The 21,606-nt window shown below is 65.3% G+C and carries 20 protein-coding genes and 1 tRNA gene; 12 read left to right on the top strand and 9 right to left on the bottom strand.

Features of this window, described 5'->3' with window-relative positions:
* Positions 1-338: 338 nt before the first annotated feature.
* From Q7J44_RS17170 to lgt, 4 genes are all read right to left on the bottom strand, one after another.
* A complete protein-coding gene (locus Q7J44_RS17170; RefSeq protein ID WP_304881958.1) occupies positions 339-485 on the bottom strand; it encodes a hypothetical protein in 147 nt (48 codons plus the stop codon).
* Between the two features lie 254 nt (positions 486-739).
* Positions 740-1,492 (bottom strand): peptidoglycan editing factor PgeF, encoded by a 753-nt coding sequence (gene pgeF / locus Q7J44_RS17165; RefSeq protein ID WP_304881956.1) that lies wholly within the window; start codon positions 1,490-1,492, stop codon positions 740-742.
* Between the two features lie 16 nt (positions 1,493-1,508).
* Positions 1,509-2,579, bottom strand: coding sequence for a class I SAM-dependent methyltransferase (locus Q7J44_RS17160; RefSeq protein WP_304881954.1), 1,071 nt, complete (start codon positions 2,577-2,579; stop codon positions 1,509-1,511).
* Positions 2,576-3,451, bottom strand: a complete 876-nt coding sequence (lgt, locus tag Q7J44_RS17155; RefSeq protein ID WP_304881952.1) for a prolipoprotein diacylglyceryl transferase — start codon at positions 3,449-3,451, stop codon at positions 2,576-2,578. The genes Q7J44_RS17160 and lgt overlap by 4 nt, the downstream gene beginning before the upstream one ends.
* 237 nt (positions 3,452-3,688) lie before the next feature.
* Here lgt and Q7J44_RS17150 point away from each other — a divergent pair, with 237 nt between their 5' ends.
* The 4 genes from Q7J44_RS17150 to Q7J44_RS17135 all read left to right on the top strand — a co-directional run bounded on the left by Q7J44_RS17150 (position 3,689) and on the right by Q7J44_RS17135 (position 5,432).
* Positions 3,689-3,955 carry an accessory factor UbiK family protein gene (locus Q7J44_RS17150; protein ID WP_304881950.1) on the top strand — a complete coding sequence of 89 codons (267 nt, stop codon included), beginning with the start codon at positions 3,689-3,691 and terminating at the stop codon, positions 3,953-3,955.
* Positions 3,956-4,076: 121 nt separating this feature from the next.
* On the top strand, positions 4,077-4,877 hold the full coding sequence (locus tag Q7J44_RS17145) for a lytic transglycosylase domain-containing protein (RefSeq protein WP_304881948.1): 801 nt from the start codon (positions 4,077-4,079) through the stop codon (positions 4,875-4,877).
* A 76-nt stretch (positions 4,878-4,953) separates the two neighbouring features.
* Positions 4,954-5,028 (top strand) — tRNA-Glu (locus Q7J44_RS17140).
* A 116-nt stretch (positions 5,029-5,144) separates the two neighbouring features.
* The gene (locus tag Q7J44_RS17135) at positions 5,145-5,432 is read left to right on the top strand and encodes a hypothetical protein (protein WP_304881946.1); all 288 of its coding nucleotides are present in this window, start codon (positions 5,145-5,147) and stop codon (positions 5,430-5,432) included.
* A 166-nt stretch (positions 5,433-5,598) separates the two neighbouring features.
* Here the strand turns inward: Q7J44_RS17135 and Q7J44_RS17130 are convergent, their stop codons facing one another.
* From Q7J44_RS17130 to Q7J44_RS17120, 3 genes are all read right to left on the bottom strand, one after another.
* Entirely contained in the window at positions 5,599-6,144 is a 546-nt protein-coding gene (locus tag Q7J44_RS17130; protein WP_304881944.1) for a YaeQ family protein, read from the bottom strand.
* A 136-nt stretch (positions 6,145-6,280) separates the two neighbouring features.
* Positions 6,281-7,552 carry a PQQ-dependent sugar dehydrogenase gene (locus tag Q7J44_RS17125; RefSeq protein ID WP_304881942.1) on the bottom strand — a complete coding sequence of 424 codons (1,272 nt, stop codon included), beginning with the start codon at positions 7,550-7,552 and terminating at the stop codon, positions 6,281-6,283.
* A gap of 174 nt (positions 7,553-7,726) precedes the next feature.
* Positions 7,727-8,413, bottom strand: a complete 687-nt coding sequence (locus Q7J44_RS17120; protein ID WP_304881940.1) for a superoxide dismutase — start codon at positions 8,411-8,413, stop codon at positions 7,727-7,729.
* A 238-nt stretch (positions 8,414-8,651) separates the two neighbouring features.
* On the opposite strand from Q7J44_RS17120, the gene Q7J44_RS17115 reads away from it, so the two are divergent.
* The 4 genes from Q7J44_RS17115 to Q7J44_RS17100 are packed head-to-tail and all read left to right on the top strand — an operon-like array spanning position 8,652 to position 15,362.
* Positions 8,652-9,665 (top strand): MoxR family ATPase, encoded by a 1,014-nt coding sequence (locus tag Q7J44_RS17115; protein WP_304881938.1) that lies wholly within the window; start codon positions 8,652-8,654, stop codon positions 9,663-9,665.
* A 53-nt stretch (positions 9,666-9,718) separates the two neighbouring features.
* Entirely contained in the window at positions 9,719-10,531 is an 813-nt protein-coding gene (locus tag Q7J44_RS17110) for a DUF58 domain-containing protein (protein ID WP_304882037.1), read from the top strand.
* Complete coding sequence (locus Q7J44_RS17105; protein WP_304881936.1) at positions 10,531-13,293, top strand: DUF4159 domain-containing protein; 2,763 nt, start codon at positions 10,531-10,533, stop codon at positions 13,291-13,293. Before Q7J44_RS17110 ends, Q7J44_RS17105 begins: the two co-directional genes overlap by 1 nt.
* Positions 13,293-15,362, top strand: coding sequence for a hypothetical protein (locus Q7J44_RS17100; protein WP_304882035.1), 2,070 nt, complete (start codon positions 13,293-13,295; stop codon positions 15,360-15,362). Before Q7J44_RS17105 ends, Q7J44_RS17100 begins: the two co-directional genes overlap by 1 nt.
* Before the next feature lie 8 nt (positions 15,363-15,370).
* Here the strand turns inward: Q7J44_RS17100 and Q7J44_RS17095 are convergent, their stop codons facing one another.
* Positions 15,371-16,060, bottom strand: a complete 690-nt coding sequence (locus Q7J44_RS17095; RefSeq protein WP_304881934.1) for a DUF599 domain-containing protein — start codon at positions 16,058-16,060, stop codon at positions 15,371-15,373.
* Positions 16,061-16,182: 122 nt separating this feature from the next.
* On the opposite strand from Q7J44_RS17095, the gene Q7J44_RS17090 reads away from it, so the two are divergent.
* The 3 genes from Q7J44_RS17090 to glcF all read left to right on the top strand — a co-directional run bounded on the left by Q7J44_RS17090 (position 16,183) and on the right by glcF (position 20,107).
* On the top strand, positions 16,183-17,616 hold the full coding sequence (locus Q7J44_RS17090; protein WP_304881932.1) for an FAD-linked oxidase C-terminal domain-containing protein: 1,434 nt from the start codon (positions 16,183-16,185) through the stop codon (positions 17,614-17,616).
* A gap of 102 nt (positions 17,617-17,718) precedes the next feature.
* Positions 17,719-18,804: an FAD-binding protein gene (locus tag Q7J44_RS17085; RefSeq protein WP_304881930.1), complete on the top strand. Its 1,086-nt coding sequence runs from the start codon at positions 17,719-17,721 to the stop codon at positions 18,802-18,804.
* Between the two features lies 1 nt (position 18,805).
* Positions 18,806-20,107 carry a glycolate oxidase subunit GlcF gene (gene glcF, locus Q7J44_RS17080; protein WP_304881928.1) on the top strand — a complete coding sequence of 434 codons (1,302 nt, stop codon included), beginning with the start codon at positions 18,806-18,808 and terminating at the stop codon, positions 20,105-20,107.
* Between the two features lie 46 nt (positions 20,108-20,153).
* On the opposite strand, the gene Q7J44_RS17075 is transcribed toward glcF, so the two are convergent.
* On the bottom strand, positions 20,154-20,492 hold the full coding sequence (locus tag Q7J44_RS17075) for a hypothetical protein (protein ID WP_304881926.1): 339 nt from the start codon (positions 20,490-20,492) through the stop codon (positions 20,154-20,156).
* Positions 20,493-20,711: 219 nt separating this feature from the next.
* On the opposite strand from Q7J44_RS17075, the gene Q7J44_RS17070 reads away from it, so the two are divergent.
* Positions 20,712-21,572, top strand: coding sequence for a serine protease (locus Q7J44_RS17070; RefSeq protein WP_370693028.1), 861 nt, complete (start codon positions 20,712-20,714; stop codon positions 21,570-21,572).
* Positions 21,573-21,606 lie beyond the last annotated feature (34 nt).

The raw sequence follows: 21,606 nt of genomic DNA, 5'->3' as shown, positions 1-21,606 counted from the left end.
GAGCACCGGGACCGCTTTTGCCAAAGCAACGACCGTTCTGGTTTTCGCTGCCATCGCAGTCGCGACGGTCTTACACCGTGAACCAGTCCACCATTCGGTGGTAGATCGTTATGTTGGAAACATGGCCAAAATCCGGCGCTTCGTCAAACATTTTCTGGCATTGGCCCGGATTTTTCACTTATCGCTGGCAGCGGGTCCGATTGTTGCGCCGGGGGCAACGATGACCGTTAAAATATGGTTTAAAAAAGACAATCGCTGCAGCGGACCTATCCTGTCTGCACAGACAAACGCAAACGGGCCGCGCAATGCGCGGCCCGTTTGCTTGCAGTTCGATTCGCTCAGCGCGCGGCGATTGCGCGGGGTTTGGTACCGCTCGCTTTCAACGCCTCGGGCTTGCGGCGGGCGCTGCGGGCCCATGGCATCGCGACCTGCGGGTCAAGACTTGCGGCAATTGCGGATTTCAGCCAGCGGCGTTCTTTTTTCATGGTCACTGTCCCTTGGTGCTTGAAGCATTCGAACCTGAAGCCAATCTGACCCGGCTTTGGGGCAGGGTCGGGGCGTGATCTGTGAAAGATTGTGGTCGGGCCGGGCAGGACAGCGGCAAATGTGTTGCATTGTCTGCTTTGCTAACCGCTTGAAACATCGTGATTTCGCGACAATCCGAGCAAAACCGGCGGCATTGTTTCCACGCGCTGCGCCAGAAACGGCCACATTCCTGCTGCATCTGCCGGACCGAACCCTAAAGCCGGATCACCGAGATCAGCCGGCCGTAATCCGCCTCGCCGGCATGGGTGGTGCGGCGGAAGGAGAAGAACCTTTCGGCATCGTGATAGGTGCAGTGCCGGGTCCATTCCGCATGGCCCACCCCGGCGCTGCGCAGACGGTGCAGGCCAAAGTTTGGCAGGTCAAACAACATCCGGTCGCCGGGGCCATTGGCGAAAAACCGGCTGTTGGCAGGGTCTTCAGCGATGAAGCTTTCAAAAAACTCCGGCCCGACCTCATAGGCGCGCTGGCTGATGCAGGGGCCGATCACGGCGGCGATGTTGGCGCGCAGGGCACCCAAAGCCTCCATCGCGTCAAGCGTGGCTTCCAGCACTCCGCCCATGGCCCCGCGCCAACCGGCGTGTGCAGCCCCGATCACCTGCGCGCGGGCATCGGCAAACAGCACCGGCTGGCAATCGGCGGCCAGTACCGACAGGGCGACGCCGGGCGTGGCGGTAACCAGCGCATCGGCATGCGGGCGGACGGGCAGGGGGCCGGTTACCGTGACCACATCGGCCGAATGCACCTGATGCACGCCGACGAGATGGTCCAGCGGCACATCCATTGCGGCCGCCACCCGGGCACGATTGATCGCCACCGCATCCGACAGATCGGTTGATCCTGCGCCGCAGTTCAGCCCGGCGAAGATGCCCGAAGATGCCCCGCCCTTGCGGGTGAAGAAACCGTGCCGGACCGGCAGCGCGTCAGAGGTGATGGGGGCCAAAGTCATTCAATCAATCATCTTGTCAGGCAAATCCCGGTGGTGGGGGGCTGCCGGGGGGGTAAAGCCCCAGCACTTTGAACACCGAACCCATTTCCTGCGGGTGGGTCAAGCGCCGATGCGCGGCAACGTGCGATTGCAGACCCTCGCCGGTGAGCGACCGGGCAAGCCGGGCGGCGCGGGCATCGATGCCAAGCCGCGACAGGAACGGCCCCTGTTCAGAGAGCGCGTGGGGTAGGGCGGCATGGGCCGCCAAAGCCTCAAAATCCACATGCGCGGTCAGGTCGGCCTGTCCCGGTTCGGCCAGCGGGTCGGCAAAGCCATGGGCGCGCATGGCCTGAAACGTATCGCCCGCCGAACGCCATCCGCCGTAATCGACGATCAGCGCAGCCCCGCCCTGCGTGGCGATGCGCTGGCCGATGGTCTGGGCGATGGGCTGGGCTGCCGGGCAGACCTCGACCACGCGGCCCGGTATGGGGTTCTGAAAGGCCGGGGCGGTGAAGGGCAGGGGCAGCGGATCGGACAGGCCGAAGGACAGTTGCCCATCCTGCAGCCCGACCAGCCGTTCGCGCCAATGGGTGCCGTCGAACTGGAACTGGCGGATCGGAAGGGCGTCGAAGAATTCATTGGCCAGCAGGAACAGCGGTTGGTCGGGCAGGGCGTCAATGCTGTCGGTATGGCTGATCTGATACGGGGCCAGCCGTGCCCGCTGTTCGCGGCGCAGCGCAGGCGACGCCTCGACCAGCAGCACCTGCGCGCCCGTGTGAAAGCCCGGCACGGCCCGGGTGGCGCGCAGCACATCGGCCATCAGGGTGCCGCGACCGGGGCCAAGCTCGGCCAGCGTAAAGGTGCCGGGTGCGCCCTGATCAAGCCAGATCTGGGCAAGGCACAGGCCCAAAAGCTCGCCAAACATCTGGCTGATCTCTGGCGCGGTGGTGAAATCGCCCGCGGCACCAAACGGGGTGCGGGTGGTGTAGTAACCATGCTCGGGATGCAAAAGGCACTCGGCCATATATTCGGCCAGCGTGACCGGCCCCGTGGCCGCGATCCGCGCGGCGATGATCCGGCCCAGTGCTGTTCCGGCGGGTTCCGTCATGCAGGCCGCGCGCGCAAGATCAGCCAGATCCCCACCGCGACCATCGGCAGCGACAGGATCTGCCCCATGGTGAGCCCGTAGCCACCAACCTGCAGGGCAAGGCCCAGCGGGTTGCCGTCGGTGATGAACTGCGCATCGGGCTGGCGCACGAATTCCACCGCAAACCGCGCTGCGCCATAGCCGGCCACAAACAGCCCGGTCAGCGCGCCCGGCCATTTCAGCCAGCCGCGTCGGTAGGCCAGCCACAGCAGGACCGCGCCCAGCAGAAGCCCTTCGAGCAGCGCCTCATACAGCTGGCTGGGGTGGCGCGCGCAGATGCCTGCCACACCGGGGCAGGTCTGTGCGGCATCGCCGGGAAAGGCGACGCCCCATGGCATGGTGGTGGGGCGGCCCCACAGCTCGGCATTGATGAAATTGGCCACCCGGCCCAGAAACAGGCCCAGGGGCGCGGCAAGCGCCATGACATCGGCGGCCTTAAGCATCGGGATGCCTTCGCGGCGGCAAAAGATCATGCCCGCCACCACGACGCCAAGGAACCCGCCGTGGAAGGACATGCCGCCTTCCCACACCCGCAGGATTGCCCCGGGGTTCTGCAGATAGAACCCCGGCTGATAGAACAGCACAAAGCCGAAGCGCCCGCCCAGAATCACCCCTAGGATCACCCATGTCAGCAGACGCTCGACCTGATCAGCGGTCATCGGCGGGGGGCCGTTCCACAGGTGGCCGCGCTTTTGCGTGTCCAGCACCAGCCGCCAGCCGCCGATCAGCCCGACGATATAGGCCACCGCATACCAGCGCAGCGCGAAGGTCATGCCGAAAAGATCGATGGCAAAGATCTCGGGCGAGATCTGCGGGAACGGAATATAGGACATGACACCTCGGCTGACGGACCCCCGCGTTGTCGGCAGGTGGGGCCGACTTGTCAATGAGCGGTGCTGTGTTGAGACACCGGGTCGGCTCAATCTGCCGCACCGTCTTGCGGCGCGCGCCTACCGTTCAATCTGCCGCACCGTCTTGCGGCGCGCCCCTGCTGCTCAATCTGCCGCGCCGTCTTGCGGCGCGGCGGCGCGGGGCCATATAAGGGACATGTCAGCATAAGGACCAGCGCCATGCAAAGCCGCAACAAGATCTTCGACGACCTCAGCCATCTGATGACCAATGCCATGGGCGTGGCGCAAGGGGCCAAGACCGAGGCGGAAACGGCGATGAAGGGCCTGATCGACCGCTGGCTGGCGGATCGCGACTTCGTCACGCGGGAAGAATTTGACGCGGTGCGCGCCATGGCGGTGAAGGCGCGCGAAGAAAATGCGGCGCTGGAGGCGCGGATTGCCGCGCTGGAAGCGGCCAGCACCGGCAAGCCCGGCCCTGCGGCCTGATCCGCAGCCACCCGTTCTGACGCAAACTTGACAGCCCCTGCCGAGCCCCGGGCCAGCATTCGCTTGATCCGGGTCGGGGCCTGACTACACTGCGGGCAATTCTTTATCCCGGAGCGTATGCATGTCTTTCCTGAAATCTTTCTCTCTTGTCATTGGGTTTTCCGTTTTCGCCTCGGCCTCTCAGGCCGCGTTTTGTTCCGATACAGGTGGCCGGTATGAGGCCTGGAAGGCCGAAATGGCGGCTGAAGCCCGGGCCGAAGGTGTGGGCCAGCGCGGTCTGGCGGCGTTGATGGGCACCAGCTATTCCAGCGCCACCATCGGCGCGGACCGCAACCAGCGCAGCTTTCGCTACACGCTGGACAAGTTCATGGAGGTGCGCGGGGCCGATACCATCGTCCGCCAAGGCAAGCAGCGCAAAGCCAAGAATGCCAACCTGTTTGCCGCGATCGAGCAGCGCTATGGCGTGCCTGCCGGGGTGCTGGTGGCGATCCACGGCATGGAAACCGGCTTTGGCGGGTTCATGGGCGACACCAACATCGTGTCGGCCATCGCCACGCTGACCTATGACTGCCGGCGCAGCGCGTTTTTCCGACCCCATCTGATCGGCGCGCTGAAGCTGGTGGATGAGGGCGCGATCACGGCGTCAACCGTGGGGGCCAAGCATGGTGAATGGGGCCACACCCAGTTCCTGCCCGGCAATGCGCTGATTTACGGCGTGGACGGCAATGGCGACGGCAAGGTCGATCTGAACAACCTGACCGACGCCATGGCCTCGACCGCGAATTTCCTGCGGCAAAAGGGCTGGCGCCCCGGTGCGGGCTATCAGGAAGGCGAGCCGAACTTTGCCGTGATCCAGCAGTGGAATGCGGCCACGGTGTACCAGCAGGCCATCGCGATCATGGCCAAACGCATCGACGGCTGACCGCTCTGGCATCGGCGGCGGCGCGTCATTTTTCCCCTTGCGCGCTGCCGCCCGCTGCCCTATTCACCCCGCCAGTGGCCCGTTCGTCTATCGGTTAGGACACCAGGTTTTCAACCTGGGAAGAGGGGTTCGACTCCCCTACGGGCTGCCACTTTTCCTTCAAGCGGGTAGGAAAATTCTGGCGCATTCGGTTTCAAACCGATCTACCGTGGCCACCACAGCAGCGAAATACCCAATCACAGCCGCGACGCAGCTTGAAGGCTTTTCATGGAAAACGTGACTTCGGACATCCTTACGGGCTTGGGATTGACGATAACCCTGATCGGCGCTTGGATCACTGCCCGCGCCGTCATTTTGAAGGATGCCGACGCAGTCCATATCGGAGTTTCGCGCTTGGCGGGCGAAACCGACGAAGAAAATCTCCAGATGCCTATGGTGCAGAACTTGCTTGCGTCATCTCGCGGGGCGCGGCGCGGCTTGCTGTTCATCGCGGGCGGAACTGCGCTGCAAATCGTGCCAATCGCCGTTCGACTAGTGTCTGTGGCATTCCCTTAGTAAAGGCCCCCAAAACTTTACGGCAAGTGGCGGGTGGGAAGTCAGAAGTGTAGTGTGGAATCACTTGGAAGGCACCTGCCAAGTTGCCCACAACGGGCGCGTAGGGGTCGACACCCGCAGCGGTGCAGGCTTGGCGTATGGTGGCCCTGCGGCGGTTATCGCCAGCCTACGCCGCGTGTTTCCACATCAGCGGAGTGATGTTGACGATGCTGTCGCCGACGCTGACCATCACGTCGCCGTCCTGGATATTCACCTGAAGCTTCATCGCGCGGCTGGCCAGTGCGGCCAGTGCGCCGGTGTCTTTTTCGGACAGTCCGATGACGTGGAGGTTGGCAAAGCGGGTGGTGCTGGTTTTGATCTTGTCCCACCACACCTCGGCCGTGCGTCCGCCGTAGGGGTAGATCACCACCTTGCCGGCCTTGCTGCACGATTGCCGCATCACCTTTTCGCTTGGCAGCCCGAGGGCCACCCAGACATCCAGCTCGCCGCTCAGGCTTTTTTGCCAGATGTCGGGTTCGCCCTCGGTTGAGATGCCCTTGGTCATCTCAAGATTTTCATGCGCGTTCAGCGCAAAGGCGATGATGCGCACCATCAGCCGTTCTTCCGTCTCTGACGGGTGCTTGGCGACGGTCAGTTTATGCGTCTCATAGTAGTGGCGGTCCATGTCGGACACAGAAAGCTCGACTTTGTAGATGGTGGCATTCTGCGCCATGATGGACCCTACCGCTGGACGTTGAGGCTGCCTACTGCGTCTGGTCGCCTTGCGAAAGCGGTATTCGGCTGTCTGGGGGGCAGGCGGGCACCGCGCCGCCACGGCGCGGTGCCTTTTTGGTTCAGCCGTCGTGCGGTCAGTCTTTGGTCAGCCGCAAAATGGCCGAGGTGCCCGCGTTGCGGTCTTCGGTGACGACATAAACCGCACCGTCCGGCCCGACCTTCACGTCGCGGGCGCGGGCGTCCAGCGGGACCCGCTCTTCGGTGGTGACCTGATCACCGTCCAGATGCAGCACGACCAACCCCTGGGTCACAAGGCCGCCGATCAGGAAGGCGCCGTCCCATTCGGGAAACTCTGCGCCTTCATAATACGCCATGCCGGATGGCGCGATGACCGGGTCCCAGTAATAAAGCGGTTGCACCGTCGGTTCCTGCTGGGTGATGCCCGCACCCACCGGCTCGCCGCTGTATTCGAGGCCGTATGTCACCTCGGGCCAGCCATAGTTTTCGCCCGGTTCAGGGCGGTTCAGCTCATCGCCGCCAAGCGGGCCGTGTTCCACGATCCACAGCCGCCCCTGCCCGTCAAGCGCTGCGGATTGGGTGTTGCGGTGGCCATAGCTCCAGATTTCGGGCAGGGCATCGTCTTGATCGGCAAAGGGGTTGCCTTCCCATGGCTCGCCGGTGGCGGTCAGGCGGAAGACCTTACCAAGACCGCTGCTCAGTTCCTGCGACTGGACGCGCGGTTCCACGTCGGACCGTTCGCCCACGGTCACGTAAAGCTCGCCTTCGGGGCCGAAGACCAGACGCGAGCCGAAATGCTTGTCGCCATCATAGGTGGGCGTCTGCTGGAAGATCACTGTGACATCTTCCAGCGCGCCGCCGCCCTCGTCATCCAGCACCAGCCGCGCCGAGGCGACAGAGGTGCCGTTGCCGCCGTCGCGCGGCTCGGCATAGGAAAAGAACACCATCCCGGATTCGGCATAATCAGGGGCCAGCGCCACGTCGAGCAGGCCACCCTGACCGCGCGAATCGACTTCCGGCACGCCGGTGACTTCGGTGGCAGTGCCGTCGGCATCGATCAGATGCATCTGGCCTTCCTTTGCGGTGACCAGCATCCGGTCGTCGGGCAGAAACTCAAGCGCCCAAAGCTGGGGAAGGTCGCTTGCGACAGTTTCGGTCGAGACCTCGGGCATTTCGGCGGGTTGCGGCGCGCGGGTCTGCCCCCCAAAGGCAGGTTGCTGATTTTCCGCGTTGGGGGGTGAGGTTTCTACCGGAGTGCCCTGCACCGGGGCCGCCTCGCCAGTGGCGGAGGGTTCGGGTTCAACTTCGTCTTGGGCCAGAACTGCGAAAGGGGTCGCTGTCAGCAGGGCCGTCGCAATCACAAATGGGCGAAGGGCAAAACGTGTCATCGGTTACTCCATTTTTAACAAAACAGTCCTGAACCAATGCAAAAGTCGCGACTATGTTGCCGCGATCCCGGTCAAAAGGCTGTGACGCGGCTGTGAGCGGCGGGTTGGGCCGGACCCGGCAAGGGGCGGACAGGAGCAACCCGCACCCGTGCCCACAGTCCGGCCCTGGCGGATTTACTCCGCCAACGCAGCGCTGTAGCGGTCTGAGACTTCGGCCCAGTTGACCACATCCCACCAGCTTTCCAGATAGTCGGCGCGCCGGTTGTTGTAGGTCAGATAATAGGCATGTTCCCAGACATCATTGCCCAGCAATGGCGTTCCCTGCACCTCGGCCACATCCATCAGCGGGTTGTCCTGATTGGGGGTGGTGGTGATCTGCAGCTGATCCTGTTCATTGATGATCAGCCAGACCCAGCCCGAGCCGAACTGACCGGCACCCGCGTCCTGGAACGCGGTCTGGAACTCCTGTTGCGAGCCATAGACGGTCGTGATCGCCTGACTGAGCGCCTCGGACATTTCGCCGACAGAGTCGGCCGGTGCCATGGTTTCCCAGAAAAAGCTGTGGTTCCAGTGGCCGCCCGCGTTGTTGCGGATCACGTCGGGATAGGTGCCGGCATTGGCAACCAGATCTTCGAGCGACACTCCGGCAGGGGCCTCGTCGTTGAGGGTGTCTACAAAGCTCTGGTGGTGCCGGCCGTGGTGCAGTTCCATCGTTTCGGCCGAGATCACCGGGTCCAGCGCACCGGCTGCATAGGGCAGATCGGGCAGGGTGAACGCGCCTTCGGCCGGCGTGGTTTCGGTTTGCGCCATGGCGGCCAAAGGTAGCACTGACAGGGCGACAATTGACATCGTGTGTTTCATTGGGTCCTCCGTGTGTGTCAGCAAAGGAACCCCTGCGCGTCCGAAATGTTCCGACCGCAGGGCGGGCACCCCCGGTCGCCGGGTCGCCGCCGGGGCGCTGTTTCCTGCGCCCTTGCGGCATTCCTGCGCGGCACGCGCGTATCTCACGATCATTTGTCTCTCACCGGCTTTTGTCATTTGTGCCTTCCGCCATAACTCGTTCTAATGGGACCCGAGCAACCCCAATGGAGGCGTCGACATGGCCATTTCCCCCCCCGAAGCCGATCTGGTAGAGGCTATCGAACGGCTGGGCGACCGGCTTGGGCAGGCCAAGGCCTCGATCAACCAGCGCTTCATCGGGCAGGAAAAGGTGGTCGATCTGGTACTGGCCTCGATGCTGTGCGGCGGTCATGCGCTGCTGGTGGGCCTGCCGGGCCTGGGCAAGACGCGGCTGGTGGACACATTGGGCACGGTGATGGGGCTGTCGGCCAACCGCATCCAGTTTACGCCCGACCTGATGCCTGCCGATATTCTGGGGTCGGAGGTGCTGGAAACGGCGGATGGCGGGGCGCGGGCGTTTCGCTTCATCGAAGGGCCGATCTTTTGCCAGCTGCTGATGGCGGATGAGATCAACCGCGCCAGCCCGCGGACACAATCGGCGCTGCTGCAGGCGATGCAGGAAAAGGAAGTGACCATTGCGGGCCAGCACCGCAAGCTGGGCCGTCCGTTCCATGTGCTGGCCACGCAGAACCCGATTGAACAGGAAGGCACCTATCCGCTGCCCGAAGCGCAGCTGGACCGTTTCCTCGTGCAGGTCGATGTCGAATATCCCACCCGCGCGACCGAGCGGGATATCCTGATCGCCACCACCGGGGCCGAGGATGCGCAATCGACACAGGTGTTCGCCGCCGATGAGCTGCTGACCGCGCAAGCGGTGCTGCGCCGGATGCCGGTGGGAGAGACTGTGGTGGAGGCGATCCTCGATCTGGTGCGCGCCTGCCGCCCCGGTGAGGCCGAGGGCCGCGATCTGGAAGGCAGCCTGAGCTGGGGCCCCGGCCCGCGCGCAGCGCAGGCGCTGATGCTGACGGTGCGGGCGCGCGCGCTGCTGGATGGGCGGCTCGCCCCGTCAGTCTCCGACGTGGCTGCCATGAGCCGGGCGGTGCTGACGCACCGGATGGCGCTGTCCTTTGCGGCGCGGGCCCGGGGCGAAACCCTGTCCGGCATCATCGACCGCGTGACCAGCCGCACCCTGCGGCTAGAGGCTGCTGCGTGAGCCTTGACCTTCAGTCCCGCGCCGAGGCGCTTGGCCAGTCGCTGCCGCCGCTGATGGCAGAAGCAGAGCTGCTGGCCGCCACCGTGATGATGGGCGAACACGGGCGCAGGCGCGCGGGGCAGGGGGATGAATTCTGGCAATACCGCCCGGTGAATGCCGGCGATTCGGCGCGGCTGATCGACTGGCGCCGGTCTGCGCGCGGCGACGCGCATTTCGTGCGCGAACGCGAATGGCAGGCGGCGCAATCAGTCACGCTTTGGGTCGATCCGGCGAAGTCGATGGCGTTTTCGGGCGACAAGGCGCGCGCGCCGAAATCGGATCGCGCCAAGGTGCTGGCACTGGCCACGGCGGTGCTGCTGCTGCGGGCGGGCGAACGTGTGGGGCTGGCGGGCGACGCCGCCCCGCCGCGCCCGGGCCGCGCGCAGATTGTGAAGCTGGCTGCGGTGCTGTCGGGTTTGGCCGAGGGTGGCGAATATGGCACCCCATCGGCCACCGGAATGGTCAGCCATGGCCGCGCGCTGTTCCTGTCGGATTTCTTTGGCGATCTTGGCGCGCTAGAGGCGACCCTGACCGCCGCCGCCGACCGCGGGGTGCGCGGCGCGCTGGTGCAGGTGCTGGACCCGGCGGAGGAGGAGTTTCCGTTTTCCGGTCGCACGGTGTTTGAATCGATGGGCGGCGGCATGCGGCACGAAACCCAGCAGGCGGGCGATCTGCGGGCGCGCTACCTTGCGCGGCTGGCCGAGCGCAAGGACCGGCTGGCCGATCTCGCCCGCGCGGTGGGCTGGCATGTGACCACGCATCACACGGGGCAACCGGCGCAGGCGGGTTTGCTGTGGATTTATTCCGCATTGCAGGGGGGGCGCTGATGTTCATGCTTGGCCCCATCGGCTTTGCCACGCCCATGCTTTTGCTGGGGCTGATCGCGCTGCCCGTGCTGTGGCTCTTGCTGCGCGCGGTGCCGCCTGCGCCGATCCGGCGGCGGTTTCCGGGTGTGGCGCTGCTGCTGGGCCTGCGCGATGAAGAGGCCGAGGCGGACAAGACGCCGTGGTGGTTGCTGCTGTTGCGCATGGCGGCGATTGCGGCGGCCATCATCGCCTTTGCCGGGCCGGTGCTGAACCCGGTCGAACGTCAGGCGGGCAATGGGCCGTTGCTGATCGCGATGGATGCGACATGGGCCGATGCGCGCGACTGGCCGCGCCGGTTGGACCGGGCATCCGCCCTGATCGACGAGGCCGCGCGCGATGGCCGCCCGGTCGCCGTGATCCGGCTGACCGATACGCCGGGGCAGGTGGCGTTTCAGGCTGCCGATGCGGTGGCGACCCGGCTGGCCGGGGTGACGCCGCAGGCATGGTCGCCGCGCGATCTGTCCGGATGGGCGGGCACGCTGCCCGAGGGGGCGTTTGACACCTTCTGGCTGTCGGATGGCCTGGATCATCCGGGCCGGGGCACCTTGATTTCGGCGCTGGAGGCCAAGGGGACCGTAACCGTGTTCGAAAGCCCGCGCCCGGTGTTTGCCCTGCATCCGGCGCTGTATGAAGACGGCGCAATCCAGCTGGCTGCCACCCGGCTGCCCGCCGCCGACTCGGTGTCGGTCGAGCTGTCGGCGCGTGGGCCTGATCCGTCTGGCGTTGAACGCGAACTGGCGCGGCTTTCGCTTGAGTTCGGGGCGGGTGCAGAGCGGGCCGAAGCCGCCCTGTCGCTGCCGCCGGAATTGCGCAACCGGATCACCCGGTTTGAAATCGCGGGCCTGCGCTCAGCCGGGGCGGTCAGTCTGACCGATGACAGCCTGAAACGCCGCAAGGTCGCGCTGATCGGTGGCGGCGCCGACCGGGAGGGGCTGCAATTGCTTTCGCCGCTGCATTACCTGCGGCAGGCGTTGGAGCCTGTGGCCGACCTGATGGAAGGGTCATTGACCGACCACCTGCTGCTGGCATCCCCCGATGTGGTGATCATGGCCGATGTGGCGCGGCTGTCGCAATCGGACACCGATGCGCTGCTGGACTGGCTGGACACCGGCGGGCTGCTGTTGCGCTTTGCCGGGCCGCAGATGGCGGCGTCCGATATCAGCCGCAGCACTGAAGACCCGTTGATGCCGGTGCGCCTGCGCGAAGGCGGACGCGCGGTGGGGGGGGCCATGAGCTGGGGCGAGCCGAAAACTCTGGCCCCGTTCCCCGAGGGGTCGCCGTTCCACGGCCTGCCCTTGCCCGCCGATGTGGCCGTGACCGCACAGGTGCTGGCCCAGCCAGACCCCGAACTGGCAGACCGCACGATTGCGGCACTTGCCGATGGTACGCCGCTGGTCACCCGCAAGGTGGTGGGGCAGGGGCAAGTGGTGCTGGTGCATGTGACGGCGAATGCCGAATGGTCCAGCCTGCCGCTGTCGGGTCTGTTCATGTCGATGCTGGAGCGGCTTGCCGTGTCCACTCGGCCCGTCGCCCCGGAAGCCGCCGATCTGGCGGGCCAGATCTGGGTGCCCGAGCTGGTGCTGGACGCCTATGGCCAACCGCAGGAAGCGGGCGATCTGCCGGGGCAGCCGGGCGAGGTTCTGGCGGATGCGATGACCGCAGGCCCCGGCCCCGACCAGCCGCCGGGCCTTTACGCCGGGGCAGACCGGCGGGTCGCGCTGAATGTGATTGCGGCGGAAACCACGCTGGCGGCGGCGACATGGCCATCGGGTACGGTTATTGAGGGACTGGACGCGCCGCCCGAACAGGCGCTGAAGGGCGCGTTTTTGTCGGGGGGGCTGGTGCTGCTGATGCTGGATATTCTTGCGGCGCTTTGGGTGTCGGGCCGTCTGGCGGGGTTTGCCCGCGGGGCGGCGGTGCTGGCGGCACTGATGATGATCAGCCCTGAAGCACAGGCCCAGACCATGCCCGATGACGCCAAGGCGCTGGAGGCGACGACGGGCCTTGTGCTGGCGCATGTGCTGACCGGAGACTCGCGGCTGGATGACACGGCGGCGGCCGGGCTTCTGGGCTTGGGTGAGATCCTGTGGCAGCGGACCTCGATCGAGCCGGATGCGCCGGTGGGCGTGAACATTGAAACCGATGAGCTGGCGTTTTTCCCGTTCCTGTACTGGCCTGTGTCGACTTCACAGCCGCTGCCTTCAGCCACCGCCTATTCCAAGCTGAACGATTATCTGCGCACTGGCGGGATGATCCTGTTCGACACCCGCGACGCCGATCTGGCGGGCGGTACCTCGCCCGAGGGGCAGCATCTGCAGCGCCTTGCCGCCGGGCTGAACATTCCGCCGCTGGAGCAGATTCCGGCTGATCATGTGCTGACCCGCACCTTCTATCTGCTGCAAGACTTCCCCGGCCGTCATCAGCGCAGCCCGCTGTGGGTCGAAGCAGCCCCGCCGGATGCCGAACAGGTGGACGGGATGCCGTTCCGCAACCTGAATGACGGGGTGACGCCAGTGGTGATCGGCGGCAATGACTGGGCCTCTGCCTGGGCGGTGGGGGCGAATGGCGCGCCGCTGTTGCCGGTAGGGCGTGGTTTTGCCGGTGAGAGGCAGCGCGAGCTGGCGTATCGCTTCGGGGTCAACCTGATCATGCATGTGCTGACGGGCAATTATAAATCTGATCAGGTCCATGTGCCTGCCCTGCTGGAAAGGCTTGGCCAATGATGCAAAGCCTTGTGTTTGCGCCGCTGATTCCGTGGCCGATGATCTGGGGCGCGCTGGCCTTTGCCGTGGTGCTGCTGGCGCTGGCGGTGATGCGCGGGCTGTCGGGTTGGTGGCTTCGCGCGGCGACGGCGGCGCTGGTGCTGTTGGCGCTGGCCAACCCGGCACTGCAGGAGGAAGATCGCAGCTCGCAATCGGACATCGTGATCGCAGTGGTGGATGACAGTGCCAGCCAGCAGCTGTCGGACCGCCCGGGCCAGACCGCGCGGGCGCTTGCGGCCTTGCAGGCCGAGGTCGCGGCGCTGGAAAACACCGAACTGCGCGTGACCCGGGTGGGCGACGGGCCAGAGGATGCCGGTACACTGGCGATGACCGCTCTGGCCGAAGCGCTGGCCGAGGAACCCCGCGCACGGGTGGCCGGGGCGGTGATCATCAGCGACGGGCAGGTGCATGACCTTGGCATCGCCCCCAACATGCCCGCGCCGCTGCACCTGTTGCTGACCGGCGAGCCCGAGGACTGGGACCGGCGGCTGATCGTGAAGAACGCCCCCGCCTTTGCGATCCTGGGCGAAGAGGTGATGCTGACCCTGCGGATCGAAGATCAGGGCGCGGTGCCCGCATCCGTCAGCCCGATGGCGGAACTGACCATCGCGGTCGATGCCGATGCGCCGCAAACCTATACCGTGCCGGTGGGTGAGGATCTGGAACTGCCCGTGACCCTGCCGCATGGCGGGATGAACGTGCTGCAGTTTACTGTCGCCACGGCGGAGGGTGAGTTGACCGACCGCAACAACGCCGCCGTGGTGCAGATCAACGGTGTGCGCGACCGCTTGCGGGTGCTGCTGGTCTCGGGTGAGCCGCATGCGGGCGAGCGGGTCTGGCGCAACCTGCTGAAATCGGATGCGAGCGTGGATCTGGTGCATTTCACCATCCTGCGCCCGCCGGAAAAACAGGATGGCATTCCGGTTTCGGAACTGTCGCTGATCGCCTTTCCTACCCGGGAATTGTTTGTGGAAAAGATCGAGGAATTTGATCTGATCGTGTTCGACCGCTATTCGATGCGGGGCATCCTGCCGATGTCTTATATGGACAACATCGTGAATTACGTGCGTAGGGGCGGCACGGTGCTGGTGGCTGCCGGGCCGGAATATGGCGCGGTGGACAGTTTGTGGCGCTCTCCCCTCGCGGAAATTCTGCCTGCCGACCCGACTGCCCGCGTGATCGAAGGCGGTTTTCAGCCGGAGTTGACCGAGCTTGGCCGTCGCCATCCGGTGACCGAAGGGTTGGAGGATCTGGCCCCCGAAGGCGGCTGGGGCCGCTGGTTCCGCATGGTGGATGTGATCCCGCGCGCGGGGCAGGTGGTGATGGAAGGGCCGGACAACCGGCCACTGCTGATCCTGAACCGGGTAGAGGAGGGGCGGGTGGCGATCCTTGCCTCTGATCATGCCTGGCTGTGGGGGCGCGGCTATGAGGGCGGCGGGCCTCAGCTGGAATTGCTGCGCCGTCTGGCGCACTGGATGCTGAAAGAGCCGGAGCTGGAAGAGGAAACCCTGACCGGCACCGTGTCGGGCCAGACCCTGACCGTGATCCGCCGCAGCATTGAAGAAACCCCGCCCGGTGATGTCACGGTCACCGGCCCGGATGGCGCGGAAACCGCGCTGCCGCTGGATGAGGTCTCGCCCGGGAGGCATGAGGCGGTGTTCGAGGCCCCGACGGTGGGACTCTACAGGCTGGAACAGGGTGATCTGAGCCGTGTGGTGGCCATTGGTCCATCGTCGCCGCGTGAATTTGTGGAAACCATCGGCTCGGGCGAGCCGCTGGCCGGGGCGGTGGCCGCCACCAATGGCGGGGTGCTGCGCCTGTCGGACGGCGCACCCGATGTGCGAAACGTGCGCGACGGGCGGCCAGCCTCGGGGCGCGGCTGGATCGGGATCACCCCGCGCGGGGCTTACATGACGCAGGATGTGCGGGTGGCGGCGCTGTTGCCGGGTTGGGCATGGCTGCTGCTGGTGGCGGGATTTGCCATCACCGCCTGGCTGATCGAAGGCCGCAGGGGCGCGCGCAAGGCGTAGGCACGGCGTCAGCGGTCCAGCATCACCTCACGCGAGGCCGAGGCGAATTCACGGCGCAGCAGCACGAAACAGGTGACCACCGTGGCGACGATCAGCGCCCAAGGCCCCAGCAGCCAGGTAATGGCGGCCAGCGCGAAGTAGATCGATTGCAGCCCGCGGTTAAAGCTTTTGGCCGCCGTGATGTTGATCTTGGCCGCCTGTTCGGCCCGCGGATAGGCGCGCCGGTCTGACACATCATTCGGCACCGCCGCCATCAGAATCGCGCAATAGCCGAACAGCCGGTGAGCCCAGACGAATTTCAGCAGCGCATTGGCCAGAAACAGCAGCACAAGAATGATCTTCAGCTCTACCCGCACCCCCGCCGCCTCGATCGTCAGGTCATGGGCCAGCCCTTCCAGCGTGGTCACATTGCCGATCAGCGCGACGCCGCCGCCGATGGCGATCATCGAGGCCGAGGCGAAAAAAGCCGTGCTTTGCCGCAGCGAGTCGATGATATTGGCATCGAAGATACGGGGCGACCGGGTGACGAACTGGCGCAGCCATTCGCTGCGGTATCCGGCCATCAGCGCCGACACCGAGGGCCGCGATGCGGGCGGGTGCTCGGCCAGCCAGCCAGTGGCGGCCCAAGACACGACCAGAGCCGTAAGGGCGATGGCGTCCAGCACGTCCAGCGAAAATGTGGCGAACAAAGATGTCATGCGTGGACTGTAGCCAAAGCCAAAACGCTTTCCCATGGCAAAATTGGTTATTTCATTTTACCAATCCCTGGGGTATGCTTGGCAACGTATACCAGTTTCACCACTTTGTCAGGGGAACGCCGATGGAAATGCCCGCGCCAAACAGCATGGTTCTGTCAGCCAAGCCGCAGATTGTGGCCCGGCTGCGCATGGTTCTGCCGCCCGATGCCGTGATCGAGGATGCGGCGGAAACCCGCGCCTATGAATGCGACGCGCTGACCGCCTATCGCTGCCCGCCGCTGGCCGTTGTGCTGCCGCGCACCACCGCCGAAGTGTCAGACGTGCTGCGGATCTGCCATGAAGAGGGCGTGCCGGTGGTGCCGCGCGGGTCGGGCACTTCGCTCGCTGGCGGTGCCCTGCCGACGGCGGATTGTGTGATCCTTGGCGTGGCGCGGATGACTGCGGTGCTGGAAACCGATTACGACAACCGCTTTATCCGGGTGCAGTCAGGCCGCACCAACCTGAGCGTCACCGGGGCAGTAGAGGCGGACGGGTTCTTCTACGCGCCCGATCCGTCCAGCCAGCTGGCCTGCGCCATCGCTGGCAATATCGCGATGAATTCCGGCGGGGCGCATTGCCTGAAATACGGGGTGACGACCAATAACCTGCTGGGGGTGACGCTGGTGCAGATGGACGGCACCGTGCTGGAAATCGGTGGCGCGCATATGGATGCCGGTGGGCTGGACCTGCTGGGCGTGATCTGCGGGTCCGAGGGGCAATTGGGCGTGGTGACGGAAGCCACCTTGCGCATTCTGCCCAAGCCAGAGGGCGCGCGGCCGGTGCTGGTGGGGTTCGACAGCAACGAGGTGGCGGGCGAATGCGTGTCCGATATCATCAAGGCGGGCGTGCTGCCGGTGGCGATCGAATTCATGGACCGGCCCTGCATCGAGGCGACCGAGGCCTTTGCCAAGGCGGGTTACCCCAATTGCGAGGCGCTGCTGATCATCGAGGTCGAGGGCAGCCCTGCCGAGATCGACGAACAGCTGGCGCTGATCAAAACCATCGCGCTGCGCCACAACCCGGTGGAGTTCCGCGAGGCGGCGGATGAGGATCAGGCCAAACGCATCTGGCTGGGCCGCAAATCGGCCTTTGGCGCGATGGGGCAGATCAATGATTACATGTGTCTGGATGGCACGATTCCGGTGTCCTCGCTGCCTTACGTGCTGCGCCGGATTGCAGAGATGTCGAAAGAGATCGGGCTGGATGTGGCCAATGTGTTCCACGCGGGCGACGGCAACATGCACCCGCTGATCCTGTTCGACGCCAACAAGCCCGGCGATCTGGAGCGGTGTGAGGCGTTGGGGGCCGACATTTTGCGGCTGTGCGTCGAGGTCGGCGGTTGTCTGACCGGCGAACATGGCGTGGGGATCGAAAAACGCGATCTGATGGGGGTGCAGTTTGCGCCCGACGATCTGGAGGCGCAGTTGTGGGTCAAGGATGTGTTTGATCCGAAATGGCTGCTGAACCCTGCCAAGGTGTTCCCGCTTGTGGTGACAGCCAGCCGTCGCGCGGCATGAAGTGGTGGACTGGGGCTCTGCCCCCAGCTCATTGGTTTCTCGAACCAATGGCGAAACCAATGAGCTACCCGGAGTATTTTTGTCAAGATGAAGGGGCAGGGAATGCGTCCTGCGAATGAGGCCGAACTGGCCGAGATCATCCGTGCGACCAATGGGTCGGTTGTCGTGCGCGGCGGGGGCACGCGGTCTGTTGGGGCGTGTACCGGAGAGGTGCTGGAAACCGGCGGTCTGTCCGGCGTGGTGCTGTATGAACCCGGCGCACTGACGCTGGTGGCAGGGGCAGGGACGCCCTTGGCGCAGGTGGAAGCGCTGCTGGCGGCGGAGGGGCAGCGATTGCCGTTCGAGGTGCCGGACATGCGCGGGCTGCTGGGGCGCACGGGCGACAGCACACTGGGCGGCGTGGTGGCGGCCAATGCCAGCGGCCCGCGCCGGGTGCAGGCGGGGGCGGCACGTGACAGCCTGATCGGGGTGCGCTTTGTTGATGGCTCGGGCACCGTGATCAAGAATGGCGGGCGGGTGATGAAGAACGTCACCGGCTATGATCTGGTCAAGCTGATGGCCGGGTCCTGGGGCACGTTGGGCGTTTTAAGCGAGGTCAGCTTCAAGCTGCTGCCGGTGCCGGAGACGGGGGCGACGCTGATCTTGCGCGGGCTGACCGATGCGCAGGCGGTGCAGGCGATGGCCGCTGCGCTTGGGTCGCCCTTTGAGGTGAACGGCGCCGCGTATTGGCCGGGGCAGGGCACGTTCCTGCGGATCGAGGGGTTTGCGGCTTCTGTCGCCTATCGTGCCGGGCAGTTGCAGCGGCATCTAGCAGCCTTTGGCGCGGCGGAGCTGGAAGAAGGCACTGCACGTTGGGCCGGTATCCGCGATGTGGTGCCGTTTCAGGCGCGCGCGGGCGATGTCTGGCGCATCTCAGTCAAGCCATCAGATGCGCCGGGGCTGGTGGCGCGGCTTGGGGATGCAGAGGTGCTGTACGACTGGGGCGGCGGGCTGATCTGGGTGCTGGCCGGGGCCGGGGCCGATCTGCGCGCGCAGATCGGCGTGTTTCAGGGCCATGCGACGCGGGTGCGCGGTGACGGGCCGGGTGCGTTTCAACCGGAACCGCCCGGCGTGGCGGCGCTGACGCGCGGGTTGCGGGCGAAGTTCGATCCGCGCGGCATTCTGAACTCTGGCCTGATGGGGGCATGACATGCAGACCACCTTTACCCCTGATCAGCTGAAAGACCCCGGTATTGCCCGCGCCAATGAGGTGCTGCGGTCCTGCGTGCATTGCGGTTTTTGTACCGCGACCTGCCCGACCTATCAGGTGCTGGGCGACGAGCTGGACAGCCCGCGCGGCCGGATTTACCTGATCAAGGACATGCTGGAACAGGGCCGCCCTGCCGACGCGCAGACGGTCAAGCACATCGACCGCTGCCTGTCCTGCCTTGCCTGCATGACGACCTGTCCGTCGGGGGTGCATTACATGCATCTGGTAGACCACGCGCGCGCCTATATCGAGGCGACTTATAAGCGCCCGTTGATGGACCGCATGTTGCGCGCGGTGCTGGCGTGGATCATCCCGCACCCCATGCGGTTCCGGGTGGCGATGCTGGGGGCGAAGCTGGCGCGGCCGTTCCGTGCGCTTGTGCCCGATGCGCGGTTGCGGGCGATGCTGGATATGGCGGCGGTGAAAATTCCCCCTGTCAGTCGCAATGATGACCCGCAGGTGTTTGCGTCCCTTGCGCCAAAGCGGATGCGGGTGGCGTTGATGACCGGCTGTGCGCAAAAGGCACTGAATACCGATATCAACGACGCCACCATCCGTCTGCTGCGTCGGCTGGGGGCCGAGGTGGTGGTGGCGCAGGGTGCTGGCTGCTGCGGGGCTTTGACCCATCATATGGGCAAGTCGGACCTGTCCCACACCTCGGCTGCCGCCAATATCAGGGCTTGGATGGCCGAGAAAAACGGCGCAGGGCTGGATGCGATTGTGATCAACACCTCTGGTTGTGGCACCACGATCAAGGATTACGGCCATATGTTCCGCACCGATCCGCTGGCGGCAGAGGCTGCCACCATTGCCGGGCTGGCGATGGATGTGTCTGAAGTGCTGACGAAACTGACTTTGCCCGAGGGCGCGCCCAAAGGCATCAAGGTGGCCTATCACGCCGCCTGCAGCCTGCAGCATGGCCAGCAGATCAAGACCCTGCCGAAAGACCTTCTGAAGCGGGCGGGGTTCACGGTGGTGGAACCGGCGGACAGCCACCTGTGCTGCGGATCAGCCGGCACCTACAACCTGTTGCAGCCCGAGATCAGCCAGCAGCTGAAGGCGCGCAAGGTGCAGACGCTGGAAGCGAAAGCGCCCGATATCATCGCGGCGGGCAATATCGGCTGCATGATGCAGATCGGTTCGGCCACCGGCGTGCCGGTCGTCCATACGGTGGAACTGCTGGACTGGGCCACCGGCGGGCCCCGGCCCCGGGCGCTTGGCACGGCGGGGCCGGAGGGATGACAAGTCAGCGGGCTGCCGGAACGATGATCCCGGGCAGGGTCGCCGGTTACTTCGTATCGGCCGCCAGACCTGCGCCAACGCCGACATTCGCGCCGCTGCCGTCAAGGCCGAAGCCGACGTCCATGCCGACATAGCTGTCGCGCGCCAGATAGGCGATGCCGACATTGGGGCGGACCGACTGCGATCCCAGCATGAAATCGACGCCGACCGTGCCGGCGAATTTTTTGCGCTCATCGTCCGAAAATACCCGCACACCAAGGCCGGTATCGCCTTGCGACCCGCCGCCCCAGGTGAAGGTCAGGCCAAGCCCGACCGTCGGGTCAGCGGCAACCGGAGTGGCCAGCGCCAGAATCAGGGGAAGGGGTGTCAGAACTCTGTAGATCATTTGCTCGCCTCTGAGTTTATTATTATGTCGGCCAGTGTACCGCGAAGCATGACTCCGGGCAAGCATCGCGCGCAGAGGCGAGGGCGTGGGCGTGTCTTTGGCGACAGCGGTGGTCATTTGAGCCATACCGCGCCATAAAACACCGGGCCATAAAACGGCCAGATTGGGCAGGCACTGCACCGTGAAAGATCGTGCAGGGTTGCAGGCAACGGAGGGTCTATGCGGTTCAGGAATGCCATGGTTGCCGCGGGTCTGGTGCTGATGCTGACCGCGTCTGGACTGACCGGGACTGCGCGGGCGCAGGATCAGGGCTTGCGGTCCTTGCAGACCGGCGACGATTCACGCGGGTTCGAGGCGGTGGGGCGGCTCGATCTGGGCGACCGGGGCTTTTGCACCGGGGCGCTGATTGACGAAGATCTGGTGCTGACCGCGGCGCATTGCCTGTTCGACAAGGAGACCGGGGTCAGCATTGACGCCTCGACAATCCGGTTTCTGGCGGGTTGGCGTAACGGGCGGGCGGCGGCCTATCGCGGGGTGCGCCGGGCATTGGCGCATCCGGAATATGTCTATGGCGGCGGCGACAACATGCAGCGGGTGCCATTTGATGTGGCACTGTTGCAGCTGGATCAGCCCATCCGCCTGCCGTCAGTCCGGCCCTATTCCACCGACGCGCGGCCCGCCACCGGCGACGAGGTCGGCGTGGTGTCTTACGCGCAGGACCGGGCCGAGGCTCCGTCGCTGCAACAGGTCTGCCATGTGCTGGGCCGGCAATCCATGCTGCGGGCCGGGGTGGTGCTGAAACCCGTCGGCGACGGGCTGGACACGCTGGTGCTGTCCTGCGATGTCGATTTCGGATCGTCCGGTGCGCCGGTGTTTTCGCTGCGCGACGGCACCTTGCGCATCGTCTCGGTGATTTCCGCCAAGGCCGAAGTGGATGGCCGCAAGGTCTCGCTTGGCACACCGTTGGCCGATCATGTGGCCTTTTTGCGCGATAAGCTGGCCGAGGGCGGGTCGCGCCTGCGACCGGCCAATGTGCGGGTGTTGTCGGGCGGGTCGGGCGGAAAATTCGTTCAGCCCTGAGCGCGCCGGGACGGGTGGTTGCGCGTGGCGGCAG

This window comes from Pseudotabrizicola sp. (assembly GCF_030656345.1).
Lineage (GTDB): Bacteria > Pseudomonadota > Alphaproteobacteria > Rhodobacterales > Rhodobacteraceae > Pseudotabrizicola.
The sequence above is the reverse complement of the archived record's forward strand: the minus strand, read 5'-3'. Positions and strand labels throughout refer to the sequence as shown.

Bases quoted from the DNA above. Each gene is read 5' to 3' on its own strand.
- Q7J44_RS17170 (WP_304881958.1), bottom strand. From the start codon at position 485: ATGAAAAAAGAACGCCGCTGGCTGAAATCCGCAATTGCCGCAAGTCTT.
- pgeF (WP_304881956.1), bottom strand. From the start codon at position 1,492: ATGACTTTGGCCCCCATCACCTCTGACGCGCTGCCGGTCCGGCACGGT.
- Q7J44_RS17160 (WP_304881954.1), bottom strand. From the start codon at position 2,579: ATGACGGAACCCGCCGGAACAGCACTGGGCCGGATCATCGCCGCGCGG.
- lgt (WP_304881952.1), bottom strand. From the start codon at position 3,451: ATGTCCTATATTCCGTTCCCGCAGATCTCGCCCGAGATCTTTGCCATC.
- Q7J44_RS17150 (WP_304881950.1), top strand. From the start codon at position 3,689: ATGCAAAGCCGCAACAAGATCTTCGACGACCTCAGCCATCTGATGACC.
- Q7J44_RS17145 (WP_304881948.1), top strand. From the start codon at position 4,077: ATGTCTTTCCTGAAATCTTTCTCTCTTGTCATTGGGTTTTCCGTTTTC.
- Q7J44_RS17135 (WP_304881946.1), top strand. From the start codon at position 5,145: ATGGAAAACGTGACTTCGGACATCCTTACGGGCTTGGGATTGACGATA.
- Q7J44_RS17130 (WP_304881944.1), bottom strand. From the start codon at position 6,144: ATGGCGCAGAATGCCACCATCTACAAAGTCGAGCTTTCTGTGTCCGAC.
- Q7J44_RS17125 (WP_304881942.1), bottom strand. From the start codon at position 7,552: ATGACACGTTTTGCCCTTCGCCCATTTGTGATTGCGACGGCCCTGCTG.
- Q7J44_RS17120 (WP_304881940.1), bottom strand. From the start codon at position 8,413: ATGAAACACACGATGTCAATTGTCGCCCTGTCAGTGCTACCTTTGGCC.
- Q7J44_RS17115 (WP_304881938.1), top strand. From the start codon at position 8,652: ATGGCCATTTCCCCCCCCGAAGCCGATCTGGTAGAGGCTATCGAACGG.
- Q7J44_RS17110 (WP_304882037.1), top strand. From the start codon at position 9,719: ATGGCAGAAGCAGAGCTGCTGGCCGCCACCGTGATGATGGGCGAACAC.
- Q7J44_RS17105 (WP_304881936.1), top strand. From the start codon at position 10,531: ATGTTCATGCTTGGCCCCATCGGCTTTGCCACGCCCATGCTTTTGCTG.
- Q7J44_RS17100 (WP_304882035.1), top strand. From the start codon at position 13,293: ATGCAAAGCCTTGTGTTTGCGCCGCTGATTCCGTGGCCGATGATCTGG.
- Q7J44_RS17095 (WP_304881934.1), bottom strand. From the start codon at position 16,060: ATGACATCTTTGTTCGCCACATTTTCGCTGGACGTGCTGGACGCCATC.
- Q7J44_RS17090 (WP_304881932.1), top strand. From the start codon at position 16,183: ATGGAAATGCCCGCGCCAAACAGCATGGTTCTGTCAGCCAAGCCGCAG.
- Q7J44_RS17085 (WP_304881930.1), top strand. From the start codon at position 17,719: ATGCGTCCTGCGAATGAGGCCGAACTGGCCGAGATCATCCGTGCGACC.
- glcF (WP_304881928.1), top strand. From the start codon at position 18,806: ATGCAGACCACCTTTACCCCTGATCAGCTGAAAGACCCCGGTATTGCC.
- Q7J44_RS17075 (WP_304881926.1), bottom strand. From the start codon at position 20,492: ATGATCTACAGAGTTCTGACACCCCTTCCCCTGATTCTGGCGCTGGCC.
- Q7J44_RS17070 (WP_370693028.1), top strand. From the start codon at position 20,712: ATGCGGTTCAGGAATGCCATGGTTGCCGCGGGTCTGGTGCTGATGCTG.